The sequence below is a fragment of the Skermanella aerolata KACC 11604 genome, from assembly GCF_000936425.1.
GTDB lineage: Bacteria > Pseudomonadota > Alphaproteobacteria > Azospirillales > Azospirillaceae > Skermanella > Skermanella aerolata.
In genome coordinates, this window is the sequence record NZ_AVFK01000001.1 from 242856 (window position 1) to 258047 (window position 15192).

Here is a 15192-nt window from a genome sequence, read left to right on the forward strand (position 1 = left end):
TGGCCACAATCCTGCTCTGCAACGCACCGGCGATTGCACAGGTGACCGGACCTCAACTTCGGGACATCATCAAGAGCGCGGCGGTAACCAGCGATCTTGCCAGCGCCTTTCAGGCCCTGACCATCTTCGGAGCGACGCCCGGCATCAGTACGGCGAGGCTTCACGTCGATGAAGCCGGTCCCGATGGCAGGTTCAGTTCATACAAGCTGGCCCCATCCTACGCTTTCGCTTCTGAAGTTCCCGGCATCCGGCCCTACGTAGAGATGACTGTCGGCTACCTGAACAATACGCAATCCTCGTCCCTTGCCGTCAACGCGCCGGTACAAACCGCCATCGATCTGGACATCGACACGTTCACGGCGCTCGGCGGCGGTGGATTGGAGATCGACATAGCGGAAGGAACCGTTCTGCGTCCAATCCTGCTTGCCGGCTACTCCCGGACCAGTGGGGGCGGAGTGACCAACGGACCCGAGGGCGACCTCATCCGCGAGGCCGGAAGCGGCATATTCTTCGATGTCGTGTCGAATAACTTCCTGATCGGCGGCGCGCTGGCGCTGGATCATGCACGGACTTTGGGAGAAGACGCCAACCTCAAGCTGAGCCTCCGCTACAATCAATTGCTGGACCGCAGCTTCGACGCCAGTGCGGACGAATTGGAGGGCATCAACTCCTACGGTGTCCTGACCGGTTCGGCACGGATCGACGGACCGCTGCCGGTCACGCTGGCGGGCCGATCCCTGCGCTGGATCGGCTTTGCCAGCAATACCTTCCTGCCCGGATCCAAACGTGACCTCGGCTTCAGCTTCTTCTTCGAGCTTGGCGGCGGCGTCGAGATCGTCGACCCATCGATCGTCGAGGGAGTGGAAGGTATCAGCCTGCGGACCTCCGCCATTGCCGGTGACGGTGTCTATGGCTGGAGCATCGGACTGGCCATGGAGTTCTGATCGGCCTCGCACGGGCACCACCGGCACCGGGCTGATAAGTCAGCATCAGGTGGCGAACAGCCCATAGATGCTGATGGCCGCCTGGCTCGATACCACGAGGCCAACCAGCCAGAGCGCCACCTTCTGGGGCATGATCCGGATAAGGTAGCCGGCGAGGGGGGCCGCCACGGCTCCCCCTATCATGAGACCCAGGACGATCCTGCCGTATTCGGCAAGGTCGAGGTGAAACAGGAACGTTACCGAGATCGCCACGGTGACGAAGAACTCCGCAAGGTTGACCGAACCTATGGCGCGGCGCGGTTCGTCGCCGGTGGCGACCAGCGACGAGACCACGATCGGTCCCCAGCCGCCTCCGCCGACCGCGTCGAGAAACCCGCCGCCGAGACCGAGCATCTGGGGCGGCGGCTTGATCCCACGGTGCGTACGGCCGAGCACGCGGCTGATGATGAGCAGCGCCATGCCCGTCAGATAGACCGCCACGAAGACCTTAACGGTCGCTTCCGGAAGTCCGGTCAGGACGTAAGCCCCGGCAATGCCTCCGAGGACGCCGGTAATCACGATCTTCAGGAACAGGACCTTGTCGACGTTCCGGTGATAGACGTGCGATCCGCCCGAAATTCCGGTCGTCACAATCTCAGCGGCATGGACCGAAGCGCTTGCGATTGCCGGGTGCAACCCGAAGGCGATCAGGCTCGACGTACAGATGACGCCGAACGCCATGCCGAGGGCACCGTCGACGATCTGGGCCAGGAACCCGATCGCGACGTAGAGAAGGATATCCACTTCCATCAAAGGCTCCGATCGGTGCCGTCAAGCTTCGGACTTACGCAATCCGACCTTGTATCGGTTCTTGCAAACACCTGGATACCAAGTCCGTTGCCCGTAGCCCGAGGACCTGCCGCGGATCAACCACAAAATGTCTATTGACTCACTGGGCAAACCGACAAATCTTAAACGGGTGCGGTGTACAACAGAAGCGCCGCGAGATCGCCGGAGAATTCAGCGCTCCGGAAACCAGGACCAAGGCGCGAACCGGCAGAGTTCCGGACCGGCGCCTGGATGCTTCATCTTCAATGAAACATTGGGAGACGATCATGGCTGTCATACCGAAGCCCTATGGCAAGGCATCCTATCAACTTGTCGATCACGGCGTCGTCGTCGGACTGATCCTGCAAACGCCGGAGGTTCAGTGGGGCGTCTACGACCTCGATCGCAACCGGATCGGCCGACTTTCCTTCGATGCGCCGGAACAGGCCGCAGCCCATTTCGAGGCATTCCGCTCGGCATCATGAACGCCGTCCTGGAAGAGCCGCGCGATGGATAAACTATTCTCGGACTTCATGTTGCTCCTCGGCGTCTCCATGATCGCCGGGGGGCTGTTTCGAAGCGCTCGGGATGCCTTGATCCTCTGGAATATGCGGCAGGATCTGCGGCATCGGCGCCTTCCTGACGGGAGTAGGCGCTAAGGAAAGTCGCCGCATCTTCGGTGCTCTCGCCTCTGCGGAAGCGAGAACGCCGAAGATGCGGCGCGCTTCATGCGCCATGTCCGATCAGTGCATGGCACGGCCCTCGACGCGTGCCCGGATATCGTCTTCGATGATCGCCAGGGCCTTCAATCTCTGTACCGCCTCCCGGGGAGCAACTCCCTTGCCGATGAACAGCCGGCGCATATCCTTCTCCAAATCGGAAAAGCGCCGGCGCGGGCTGACGATGCCGGGAAGCGCCCTGACTGCATCGAACAGGGCCCTGTCCTCCGGATGGCGCCAGATAAGTTCCAGCAGATCCATGCCATTGTGTGCATCTATCTTCGGCAAGGTGTAGTCGCCGGGCACGCGGGCCGTCAGATCCGGGATCGAATGGGGCAGGAGTTCGGCGGCCGCATCGTCGAAGAAGTTGGTGTCGATCATCCAGCGCAGGACCGCCGACGGCTGCGTGCCGCATATCACGCAGGGCTGGTCCGGTTCCGGATCGTCATGTTGCAGGAAATGGGTGACCAGCTCAGCAGGCGAGAACCGGTGGATCTGACCATCCTTGGGCAGTCCGACCAGCGTCAGGCATACGGGGCACCGCGTGACGCAGGTACGCAACTCGTCCCAGGGCAGGAGCAGGGCCGGGTGTCGACGGTCGTAACAGCTTTCGCAATGTTCGTGTTCGTGCATCTCCGCCGCCGTGCTCCAGGGCCGTCCACCCGCCGGACAACCGAATAGGTTTCGGCAGAAGCCGGCCTCCGCCAATCCGTCGGTGGACGCCGTTTCCACGTCGGGCAAATGGCGGTGCATGACATTGGTGCAGCGCGGGCACCGTTCCGGCCCGGAATGGTCCGGCAGCGGCTGGAACAGGGTGCCGTCGCGATGCGAGCAATAGGAACACTCGCGCAGGACACGCTGGCACCGGGGGCAGGCGACCGAACGGCCGTCGCGAATGGCGTCCAGCTGACGGGGAGAGATCGGGAAGCTGCAATGGAAGCATGAATGGGAGAACCGGCTTCCATCGCGGCTGGACACGAAGTGCTTTCCGTCACGGTAAAGGGGAACCAGGCTGGATGCGCCGTTGACCGTAACCGGAAGGCAGGGAAAGACCAGATGCTGGCCGCCCTTGCGTTCCGGATGCGCAAGGCCCAATCCATTGTGGTCGAGCAGCCGCTCGAACCGTTCCAGCTCCTGGGGCCTCACGCCGTCCCAGAAATACGGCTGCAAGGCCGCCGGTACCGTGCGGCGCCGTGCTGCGGGCAAGCCCAGGACCGCTCCTCCCGGGATCTCGAAGGGAGCGTTCTCCGGATTGCGGCGGACGGCGACGAGCGGGCGGGTTCCGCGCAGATACTCGTCGAGGCACCGGGGGCAGGCGCTTTCGCCATGCGGGATGGCGGTATCCTGGTGGGCCGCATCGGAGCAGGTCCACAAGGCCCGCTGAGACCGGGGGAAGTTGTCGAGAAGCTCCGGCAATGCCACCGCCGCAGGCGTGATGTGGAACCGTCCCCGCCGCTCTTCCGGCAGTTCCTGATAGCGGCGATAGTAGCGCTCGATATCCAGGATCTCCGCTCCGGCCCGGAAAAGCTGCTCGAAGTAGACGACCGGCCGGGGTGAGTCGCCGCAGAACATCGGCGTCTGGTTCAGGGCGTTCTGTGCGGAGAAGGAGATCGCCTGCATCAGCCGGTCGCCACGAACCGCCGTGCGGCCGCCCGTCAAGCGACCGCTCACCGGCTTGGCGATGACAAGCTTATCCTGCTGGATCGACGACACGACCGCGCCCTTGCCGAACACGCGGCTGCGGCATCGCCGCATGATCGCCTGAAGTCCCTCTTCCCCGCCCATGCGTTGCAGGACGAAGTCCTCTTGCTCGGCCCAGAAACCGACGAATGCCCGCAGGGCGATACGTGCCCGCAGGAGCCGGCGGTTGAAAAGTTCCTCACTGCGGATCTCGGTGCCGGGCAGGCCGGTACCCCGCCCGCAGAACTGTCCCTCAATGGCAAGCGCCAGTTTCAGGGCGAAGGGCCGCCGCTCGTCCGGCTGCTTGCGTTCCTCTTCGCGGAAGCTGCGGTCCAGTGTCTCCAGCAGCGCGGTCCAGCCGTCTATCCAGGTGATCTTGACGCTGAATTCCTCGATCATTTCCCGCGCGCCTTCGGCGCGGGCGACCAGCAGGCACCGTTCGGCCAATGCTTCGGCTGTCGCCTTCAGGTCTTCTTCGGTCGGGTCCTCGAACAGCCGCCGGACCACCTGGGCCAGCGGCGCCATCGCCTTGGCGAATTCGTCCGCATGGCCGCCGCCGGTATCCGTGAATACCTTCCGCAGTTGGACGTAACCGCGGTCGTGAATCTGGCGGGTGCGTTGCTTGCGCAGCGTCTGGTTGACGTTGCTGATTTCGATCAGTTCGGAAAAGTGCCCCATGATGGCATGGCGATGGGTATGCGCATAGGAACGGAACGCGTCGCCGAACTGGTTGCGGACACTGTGCCGCTGCCCCAGTTCGTCAAGCGTCGCGCCGAGAGTCGTGGCGAAGGCCTTCATCATGATGTCCATCGGACCGCAGCCGTGGATCGCCTTCAGTCCGATGAGCGACTGCTCGTGGGTATCCGCGGGGTCGCGCAGCATTCCCAGCGCGACCCGCATCTGGATCAGCGACGCCGGTGCTATGACCATTTCGTCCGCCAGCGGATTTCCTTGCGGCAGCCGGGCAAGCCGTTCGATCAGCGTGTCGAGTGCGCGCCGTGCCTCCTCGTCCAGCAGCGGAAGCTCGTCCGCCAGTTTGTCCTTGACCCGCTTGATCCATTGGTAGATGCGCTGCCAGCGCGGCTCGATATCGTCCTTCAGGATCTCGATCAGGGGAATGGCGGCTACGGGCGGCTTCTGATCGCCCGCCTTCCAGGCGCCCGTGGCGATCTGCGCCCTCCAGCCTTCACGCAATGTCTGCGGCACATGACTGTCGAACAGTTGCCGGGCAAGGTCCGTCTTGCGGTCCTCATTGCCCTTGATATCGGGCGCGGCCAGACGGTCCGCTTCCTCCTCCAGCTTCTTCAAGACCTGACGCATCCGCTCGACCGTGGTGACCTTCGGCAGCTTGAGGCTTTCCGCCTCTGTTTGAAGGGAATTCACGGTGACGATCCAGTCTCCCGGCGCTTCAGGACGAGAGACGGCGGCCGGCGGAGCCGGAGGGGCAGGCAGGCGCGGGTCCACCGGCACCGGCAAGTTCTGGACCTCGTTGCGGTCGGCATCCATTACATCCGCCAGCAAGGCGTCCAGGTCACGCCGGGTCAGCCGGGGTACATCCGCGCCGCTCAGGCGCCGCTCGACATCGAGCAGGAACTGAGCTTCCAGGATATCCGCGAGATAATCGGTATCGACAAGATCGAGCGGCACCATGGCGGAGGTGCAGAAGACGAATCCCGCCTCTTGGTTGCCGGCGCCGGCATTCGCGTCGCTGCGCTCGTTGTTGGCGCCCTCGTCTATGCGGGCACGGATGTCGGTGCGGATCTGCGTCAGCGCGTTCTGGGCAAGGCGGAAGCAACTCGTCTCGACTGCGGCCGAATTCACGTCGGCCAAGGTGGACGGATCGCCATCCGGCACGAAAGACTGGTAGACATAGACCAGATCGAAGACCGGGCGTCCGCCGGGTTCCCGGCGGAATCCTACTCCCTGTGAGCCGATGGGATAGCGGACTTCGAACGTCTCCTTCTGCCGCCAGTTCTTGTATCCCGCCAACTCCTTGAGGGCGGCATAGGCGTTCAGTTCGATCCGCTCGGCCCGGTCCGATCCGGAGAACGGATCGGCCATCAGGAAGCAGCCGGTGACGTTGCAACCGGGATCGATGGACTTCAGCATGAAGGCCGAATCCCAGAACATGCCGCTGCCGCTGCCGCCCGATAGCGATGCCACGATATGGGCCCGGACGGGACGGTCGTGCGGAGTGGCGTCGCGGATGCGCCGGTGCCCATCCCGCAGTTCGTCCATGATCGTACGCGATTCCAGGAAGAGGCCGAGGCGGCCGAGCGGCCGCCACTGCCCCGCTCCCTCGTGGTGAGCCTGGCCGACGCCGATCTCCTCGCCGGTGCGGGTATCGTCCTGGGGGAACCAGAGCCGGGAGGCTTCCATGTCGATATCGGACATCTTCGACAGCGGATCGGCGGTTTCCGCAGCGTCCGATCCGTTGGAGCGTCCTCCGCTGCGCCGCTGGCGGATGGAATCCACGGCACGGGTTATGTCCTCGGTCTGGATGGTGACCAGACGCGGCAGGCGCGGAAGGTCACGGAAAGCATCCGTCTCGCCGCTTTTCTTTGAGGACATGCGCGGATAGACATAGTCCGGGACGGTCAAACCGGGCCGGTTGGCCTTCCAGTCGGTATCCACCGCGACGAAATGGAGCTTTCCTGCAGCCAGCATCGCCGCGAGGTCCGGGTCCTGGCCGTTCTGGGCCAACCACAGCATGTAACGCAGTGTCCGGACGCCGGTGCCGCCCAGCCCGATAAACAGCGTCGGCAGGCGGCTGTTAAAAGCGGATTTTACGGTGTCGGCCATGATTTCTTGTCCTTACCTATCCATTCAGTCTCGATGGTGCTTAGTTCTGCTGGCAGGAAAGGCCGACGCAGATTTCATGGATGCCTGTTAAATTTTCGTATGGATTTATAAGTATCATCCAGAAGAAAATTGCAAGGATGAAAAATCCAGCGGCAGATCCATAGATGGTGAAAAAGACAAACCTCAGCTTACGTTCGATAAGTTCTTGAAATTCTATACAGATTACTCCGTTCTGAAGAGTTTTTGCTATTGAACGATTTATCAATACTGAACTTGATAGACTGATTACGCAGCCAATCAATGCGCATATAAAGACATTCTCAGCAATGAGTACTCCAATGCTATTAGTCAGCCAATTATGTAAACCGCCTGCGCCAGCTTCCTCGGTGAACCATCTGACAACACTCGGCGTAATCGACAAGCCACCGAATATTGTCGTGAAGTTGGCTGCGTTCGTCAGGATGTGGTTCAGCGAACCACCCGGCAGACGAAGCTTCTGGAGGAAGCGTATCTTTTGACGAAGCCAGCGGGTTCGAAGCAACAGGCCGGCCCCCAGGATGCCGGCTCCAAGGATGAAAAGGTAGGTGCAGGCTTCATTCATCCAGCCACGCCATTGATCCACCTCTACCGGTGCGTCCGCTGCGCTTGGGCGTTTTCCGGCGATGCTGGCATGGGCATCGGCGATGCTGCCAGTGATGGCATTGGCGTCCGGCTCGATGACCCACACAGGGGCAACCTCCGCCTTCTGCCCATTGAAGGTCAGGTCGATTTCCTTTTCGGTGCCGGGAAGTTTGCCGCCGCTGGCATCGGCCAGCCACAGCATGACCTTCTGGTGGTCCCCATAGCCCAGGCTTTGCCGCGTCACCTTGATATGTGCGATGACGTTGGCTCTTCCGCCCGATCCGTAGACCACATGGCGCTTGGCGTCGGTAACCTTGATTTCATAATGGTTGGTTTCCAGCACCGCCTCGGATGTGGCGATCCGGCTGTCGGGCGAAGCCATGCGGTTGAGCATGTCCACGAACGCCACCTTGGCGGTCCCGGCAGCTTCCAGCCGCGTGACGTCTTCCGCCGACAGGGGAACCTGGACCGGGATCGATTGGCCACGGTTGACCGTTACCGGCGCAGGCAGGTTGATCAGCAGCGGCTTGCCGCCGTCTGCAGGGTCTACCGCCACCGCGAAGATCTTTTACGGCAAAGCGCCGTCATTGGCAGCCCGTACAGTCAACCGGCGGGCTTGCCGCTCGAAGGCGTTCTCCGGATTGATCACCGGCTTGACGGCGCTGCGGTTCCCAACCGGCACCGCCAGCCAAGGTTGACGGCAGTTGAAGGACTCCGCCAGGGCGTCGGCATCGTAGGCGCCGACCACGCACAGGAATATCTGCTCGCCTCCCAAAAGCCCCATGGTTTCCTGTCCGAAGGCGACAGGCAGCTTGAGTTCGCCGGGCCGTTCGGGAACTCGCGGCCGTGCGGCACCGGCATAGTTCGTGACAAGCATGGACTGCCTGCCGGTTTCGTCGGCAGCCAGCCAGACGGATTTGACCGGTTGAGGAAATCCCAGCGGATTGCGCACGGTGATGGTAACGGATGGCGCCGCCCCGTCCACTGTCCACGAGACGCCCTCCTTCGACATGATGAGAGCTGTTTCGGGCAGGGCAGGGACCTCCCGCTTTACGCCGGTGCAGTCGACCTGTTTGCATTCCGGAACCAGCATGACCCTGTCGCGCGGATGGGCCTGTTCCCATATTTCCTCGCGATACACGACCGATACCCTGACGGTCTTCTGGTAACCGACGTCCACCGGATTGGGGAGCGGCAACTGGAGGCGGCCGGCCGGGTTGCCGGGACGCTCCACAAAAAGCCTCTCCAGCGTCACGCTGATCCCGCCGGGATTGAAGAAATCGAGGGCAAGGGTCGGGTTTCCGTCCTTTGGTTCCCCCCAAGCCGCCGAGCGGATCTGCAAGGGCGTAGGTCTCAACGAATTGGCAATGGTGATCCGGTTGGCGCATTCCTTGCCCAGGCCGTCGATGCACCCGGCTTCGAGTCCACGCGTTTCCACCACGTCGCGGTCGCTTTCTTCGGTCAAGGGGAAGATGACGGTCTGGCTACGGCGGCCACCCACGGCCCTTCTGGGCGCAGGCACGACAAGCCGCTTGAACAGCGGGCCGCCTTGTCCCGAATGCAGGCTGATCTCCATTACGCTGCTGTTGGCGCCACCCGGATTTTCGACCACGGCTTCCAGCTCGAACCGCCCATCTTCCGCCGCCGGTCGGATTTCAGCCTTGGTCAGGCGCAACTGGGCCAAAGTAGGGGGAGCCGTTGCCGCAACGATGGCCGAAGGCTGGCCGGTCTGGCTATCCACCACCGCGACATAGAGGCTTCCCGTGACGAGCTGGCTGACGCTGCTGGGTAAGCGTAGACGCAACGGAACCGGAAGTGGGCCGATTTCCTGCCCTTGCGGGACGACGATGCTGCCGACAGGCGGCTCGCCCTCGGATTTGGAAAACAGCCTGATCTCGGTGACGCGCTTCGACGGTCCGCTGGGATTCTGAACATCGATCAGCAGGTCGAACTCGGTCTGCGACCCTTCCGCCGACTCGACCCGCGCCTTGGAAACGATCAGGGGAGTGAGGTTAGGAATGCCGACCCGAAGCCTTTGCGACTCGAGCGGAGTTTCACTGTCAGGCATCATGAAGCCAGCGGTGGCGTAGACAGGTTCGCTGCGCAGCAATCTCTGCTGCGCCATCAGCGGAGCCGCAACCGTCAGAGCGGCGCTGCCTCCCGGTTCGAACGCAGCGGCGGTGTCGAGCAGCGATTCACCCAAAGGATTGCCGGCTGTCTCAGCGTCGAAGAAGCGGAGCGCCTTCGGCACGATCGGTTCGCGGTTAGGGTTCTCGACCATCGCCGTCACCCTCAGCGGTTCGGTCGCAAGGGTGCGTGAGGACTCGATGGATCGCATGATCGGAGCGCTCGGGATGTTGAGCCCGATCTCCTTGCGAGCCGACGTGCCGACGCCTTCGTCTTCAATGGCGACAACGATCCTGCCAGCCGCAAGGCGCGCCGCTTCCGGGGCCGGAATCGGTAACGTCAGGGTGCCTGCCTGGCCTGGGGCCAGCCGGATGTTGGCGGAAACGTCGAACGGAACCTGATCCTTGCCGTCCGGAAAGAAGCGCACCCGCGACACCGCGTTGGAAACCCTGGCGCTGTTCCGCAGGGCAAGGGTGCATTCGATACCTTGCCGGCGCTGCCGGCACTCTCCGCCCTCGATCAGCAGGCGCGGCAGGGTCGCACGGAATACGGCATCCACGAACCGCTTGGCGAAAGCGTCCGCATCGTTTGCGACCTCGTCGTAGCGGATGGGCTCGGCGCCGATATTCTCGGCCAGGGTGGTCGGTATGGCGGCGGCGGCAACGGTCTGCAACACGCAGTTCAGGTAGTTGTCCTTGTTGTCCGCAAACAACTTCAGACCCGGATAATCCTCCTTCTTGGGCTCGACGATCAGCATCCCGACATAAGGGCGGACCGATCCGCCGGCCGCCGACTGCTCCAGAAGGTCTGCCAGGGACTTGATCTGCGGATCGAGCCGGGTCTTCTTGCCGTTCCTGTACTGGTCGAGCAGATCGCAGACGCCCAGCTTGTCCTTGGTGCGGCGCGCGTTGTTGAACGGATCGTCGACGAAATCGCTGGCGATCATCACCAGCTTCAACCGGTTGTCCCGCGCATTGAGGACCGGATTTTCCGTTACAGCCGTCAGCAGACGGCTGAAATCCGTATTTTCGTCACCGGCGACATCGCCGAACCGTCCCACGGCGGCGTTCAGGGCCTCGCGGCTGCCGCCGTCGACCCGCTCGGCGATCGTCTTGACGTCCGATCCGAAGGTGTAGAGGTTCACCCGGTCACCGGCCGCGACGAAGGTCCGCCTTCCACCGTCGATCTGGCGTTCGAACACGGTGCGCAGCATCTCCGCGACCCGTTCGTTGGGCGCCCCGGCGCCGGCGCCCGTGAAGATCGTCTTGGACCGGTCGAGAAAAACGAGGAGATCGAAAGGCGGCAGCGACTGATCGCCCGCGCCTGTTCCCTGGACCATCGCCGGTGCCTGACCGGCTGTCTGCGCCAGCGCTCCATGAGCAGCCAGCATGATCCAAATCATGGCCATAGACAGTATCGCGCGCATCTGCATCCGCCTTAAATTCGTCCCTTACGGGCAAAAACCCTTGCAAGGAGGAATGGCAAATTCGATGCCAGAGCGGTGGACGCTGATTCAAAAGGGATTTTCGACTAAAGCGCAGAGCAGCACCTGTTCAACGGACACAGGTGCGGCGAACTTTGAACAGCTTGTCAGGGGCGCTTCCACCCCTTCGCCGTTATGCGGGAATGCAGGGTCCCGCGCGAGCATCCGGCGATGCGGGCGGCCTTGCTGATGTCCCAGCCCGTAAGCTTCAGGGCGTGCTGGAAACGGGCGTCTTCGGTCAGGTCGGGAGAAATGACCATGCGGGTCGTGGTCGGCGCATTGCCTGGAACGAACAGCACCTGGATCGCCACCTCCTGGGTGATGGTCCCGTTCTTCGTTTCACCGAACAAAGCGAGGTTACGCACAACTTCCTCGAGTTGACGGATATTGCCGTCCCAGGGCAGGGCGCACAGCAGTTCCATCGCTCCGTCGTCGAACATCAGCGGCGATGCGTCGCTTCCGGAGTTGTCTTCCTGGAATTCCGCCAGCAGGCAGCGCGCCAGCTCCGCGATGTCCTCCGGCCGGTCACGCAGGCGCGGGACCACGAGCCGCCACTGGTCCAGCCGGTGCAGCAGGTCGAGACAGAACAGGCCCTTCTGCACCAGGGCTTCCGGGTCTTTGTTGGTCGTGGCGATGATCCGGACGTCGACCCGTCGTCCCTCGCCTTCGTCATCGCCAAGCCGGGTCACCGTCTGATCGTCGAGAAAGCTCAGGAGGCGCTGCTGACCCAGCAGGGGCAGCGTGTCGATATCGTCCAGCAGCAACGTCCCGCCATTGGCGGACATCAAGGTTCCGCGCCGGTCGGTCAAGGCGTTGGTATAGGCGCCCTTCCGATGTCCGAACAGGTCGGACAGCATCGTGCCGTCCGCCAGGACCGCACAGTGCTTCTTTATGAAGGGACCGTTGCAGCGCTTTGAAAGGCGATGAATTTCCTGTGCCAGCCGGGTCTTGCCGGTGCCGGTCGGCCCGCAGATCACCACCGGTCCAGGCTGCGGTGCGATCTTGCGGACATAGCTTAGCAAGCGTTTCATAGCCTGGGATTCGGCTACCAGTTCCCGCGCGCCGCCGGAACCGCCTTCACCACCGGCCGAAGCCGCCGAATTACCGGGAACAGATCTGATAATCTTCATCGCCACGATTCCTTGACGTCAGCAGCATCAAAGGTAGTATAACTTGAGCTGTAAAACGAATCAAAATCCACTGCGTCGTAGTTGCATGCATAGGTGTGCAGGTGAAAGATGGATGGTGTCTTAGTTGACTTGATAAAACCGAAGTTTGATTTGAAAGAAACCACACGGATTCTGCATTTGAGTGATGCACACGTGGGTATGATTGATTCATCTTCACCGAATCAAGAAAAACGTATAGCAAGATTTATCAACTCCCTCGCGCAGGATGTCGAAAATCAATCCATCGATATAGTTGCTGTAACCGGCGACATCGCCTGCAAGGCAAAGGAAGCGGAATACGCCCTTTTCCGCCAGTGGATTGTCCAGCCTTTGTCGGCAATGCCGGCGTTTGGGAATGCGCGGTGGTACGTGGTTCCAGGAAATCATGACGTGGATTTCACCGCCGACTATGCAAATCAGGAGACCATCGTTAAATACAGCGAGGGCAGGATGGGGCTCCCCGGCAGCGAAGGTCTCGCCGCCCGTAGCAACGTCATCAATCGCTTCAAGCCTTTCATTGCCTTCGCCGGTTCCCTTGCACCGTTTCCTGGCCCGGCCGGTCCACACTGGATGACGGCGGACGGTTATCATGTCGACCTCCTGCCCGCTCCGGCTGGTCGGGTGCTGCGAGTCATCAGCCTCAACACCGCTTGGTGCGAGGACCGTCCTGGAAAAGATGCCCAGAAGCATGCCTGGCCCGGCGCTGGATTGCTGCGGCAGGCCCTCACCCACGAGCCATCCGCTGCCCTGACGCTGGTTTTGGGTCACCATCCGCTGTACTTTGTCGAAAATGGCGAAAGGCAGAATATCCGCGATCTGCTGGCCGAGAACAGGGCCATCTATCTCCACGGCCATAGCCACATACCGGATATCACCGATGAAAATCGCAAAGATGCAAGCCGTTTCCTGGCGCTTATGGCGCATGCGATCGATTCTCCATCACATGGAAACAAGGAAAGCAAGGTACGCATCGTCGGATACAATCTGATCGAGTGGAACACGGGTGACGATTTCCTTAAGTTTTCTCCACGTGTCTGGTCGGCAGGGGGCTTTATTCTCGCTGACACTTTGGGCAATTGGCCAAGGGATGGGGATTGCTACCGCATAATTCTGCCCTCTTCGGCTACCGGGTCGAATTCCGGTTCCTGGGAACTGGGATGGAAAACACTGTGTGCCTCACTCCAGCCACCTCCCAGCTCTGCCGACCGGCAACGGTTTGCGAATTTTGGGCAGCCGACCCTGCCGGTTGCCGCTGAACTGGACATAGACTGCGCCCCTGTTGTCGAAGCGACCCAAAGATTGATGGCTATCAATCGTCGGCCGGCTACGGTGGTCCGACTACAAGCTCCGCTTGGCGAAGGTTCATCCACGGCGTTCCTCCAAGTGTGCCATGCAATGGCGGTCGCGGGTTGGACCGTGCGCATACAGGATGAGCATGATCCCATTCCAGCCAACTTGCCGGGAGAGCTCAGAGAAATCGGCAGCCTCCCTATTCTTCTCGCCCTCCGCACCCCGCGCGACTCTCAGGATCTTTTGAAGGTCATCAGTCTGGTCGAGCAGGCGCAGGCAAAATCCAACAGGCAGCTGGCCTTCCTGCTTGAAGGCAATCATCTGCACTGGAACAGGCTGCAAGCGAAACTCATCGATGAGCACTGGAGGTTCTTCGACCAGATAGTAGTTGTTGAATGGGGCCTTCCGGACAGAAAGGAACGATGGTTCCCGCAAGCGACGTTCCCGCAAAGCGATCAGCCTGGGGAACCAGGACAGGACACCACCTTTCCCGACAATCCCTGCTGGTCCTTGCTGGGAGCCAAAGCTGTCCTGGACGAGCGGGAAGGCAGGTTTTCGGAGGCGTTGATCGAGCGTCTGCGAACCTCGATCCATGGAAATCTCACACCAAGCATTCAAACGCTTCTGGGTGTCGCCGGCGCCGTGCATGGCGAGGGCAAGGCGATCCTGACGATCGAGACGCTGGCTTCCATTTTTTGCCCGGACAAATCGCCCGAGATCGCACTCGACAGGCTGGAAAACAATCCTGAATTCCTTCACCTACTCAGGTTCGAGTTGAGATCATTGGAACGCGATGGGCGCAAGGTCGTCCTGACGCGCCATCCTGCCGTCGGGAGGGCCATCGCCCAAGCAACAGGGCACGGTTCCAGTATCGCGGTAGATGCCATCCTGGCTTCCCGGCGGCGCGGACATGATGTTCCATTCTGGGATGAATGGATCGGATTGGCCTCCACCCCTTATCATATCGCGGGCTTCCTGGATTGCTGCGATCCGGGGACCACGGGCTTGGAGGAAATGACAGCCTTGGCCGATGCCTGGGAACGCTGCGCCCTGCCTCGCCCAAGCTCAACCTTCCCAGGGAGCCAACGGGACTCACTCTGGCGTAATCTGTATCTGAACCTCGCTGAGAGGCACCTTGAGCAGGACGATCCGGTGCTGGCATGCCTCGCCGCGCTGGCCGGGTTGCGGAAAGGCCCTGGCGATCCCCTTCACCAACCCCTGCGCCAAATTGCCGAGGTATTCGAGCGCGCTGGCACGATGTCGCGAAACAGCGTCCTTGCCGGTAAGGCATCTACGGTCCACTCGATGCTGACGGCAATTGAAAAAGGCGTGTCGCCGAAAGCCGCAAAGACAAGGCCGTCGCAGGGTGCCGTGAACAACAACGGTTCTTCGGCTATCGCGGATGCCCGGAAGGCTCTTGCCGATCTTGCTTCGTCACTCCCGGCATCGAGAAACACTCCCGCGTGGGCAAAAGATCTCCGCACCGGCGGTACGGCCCGCTTCCTGTAAGCCTCCACGTCCAGCGGGGACATGTTCCCGCCGCCGCCGCC

At 61.6% G+C, this 15192-nt stretch carries 8 protein-coding genes; 3 read left to right on the top strand and 5 right to left on the bottom strand.

Annotated features, from left to right (window positions below; genetic code table 11):
- The first annotated feature begins 41 nt into the window (after window positions 1–41).
- A complete protein-coding gene (locus tag N826_RS01115) occupies window positions 42–944 on the top strand; it encodes a hypothetical protein (protein ID WP_147040047.1) in 903 nt (300 codons plus the stop codon).
- Between the two features lie 45 nt (window positions 945–989).
- Here N826_RS01115 and N826_RS01120 read toward each other — a convergent pair whose 3' ends face one another.
- A complete protein-coding gene (locus N826_RS01120; RefSeq protein ID WP_044425477.1) occupies window positions 990–1733 on the bottom strand; it encodes a sulfite exporter TauE/SafE family protein in 744 nt (247 codons plus the stop codon).
- 305 nt (window positions 1734–2038) lie between these two features.
- Here N826_RS01120 and N826_RS01125 point away from each other — a divergent pair, with 305 nt between their 5' ends.
- Complete coding sequence (locus N826_RS01125) at window positions 2039–2236, top strand: hypothetical protein (protein WP_147040046.1); 198 nt, start codon at window positions 2039–2041, stop codon at window positions 2234–2236.
- A 258-nt stretch (window positions 2237–2494) separates the two neighbouring features.
- On the opposite strand, the gene N826_RS01130 is transcribed toward N826_RS01125, so the two are convergent.
- The 4 genes from N826_RS01130 to N826_RS01145 form a co-directional block, all read right to left on the bottom strand.
- Window positions 2495–6952 (bottom strand): tubulin-like doman-containing protein, encoded by a 4458-nt coding sequence (locus N826_RS01130; protein WP_044425479.1) that lies wholly within the window; start codon window positions 6950–6952, stop codon window positions 2495–2497.
- A gap of 40 nt (window positions 6953–6992) precedes the next feature.
- On the bottom strand, window positions 6993–8129 hold the full coding sequence (locus N826_RS01135) for a hypothetical protein (RefSeq protein ID WP_044425480.1): 1137 nt from the start codon (window positions 8127–8129) through the stop codon (window positions 6993–6995).
- A 12-nt stretch (window positions 8130–8141) separates the two neighbouring features.
- Entirely contained in the window at window positions 8142–11090 is a 2949-nt protein-coding gene (locus N826_RS01140) for a vWA domain-containing protein (RefSeq protein WP_147040044.1), read from the bottom strand.
- A 200-nt stretch (window positions 11091–11290) separates the two neighbouring features.
- On the bottom strand, window positions 11291–12313 hold the full coding sequence (locus N826_RS01145; RefSeq protein WP_044425482.1) for a sigma-54-dependent transcriptional regulator: 1023 nt from the start codon (window positions 12311–12313) through the stop codon (window positions 11291–11293).
- Between the two features lie 108 nt (window positions 12314–12421).
- Here N826_RS01145 and N826_RS41450 point away from each other — a divergent pair, with 108 nt between their 5' ends.
- Window positions 12422–15151 (top strand): metallophosphoesterase family protein, encoded by a 2730-nt coding sequence (locus N826_RS41450; RefSeq protein WP_084720394.1) that lies wholly within the window; start codon window positions 12422–12424, stop codon window positions 15149–15151.
- The last annotated feature ends 41 nt before the right edge of the window (window positions 15152–15192 follow it).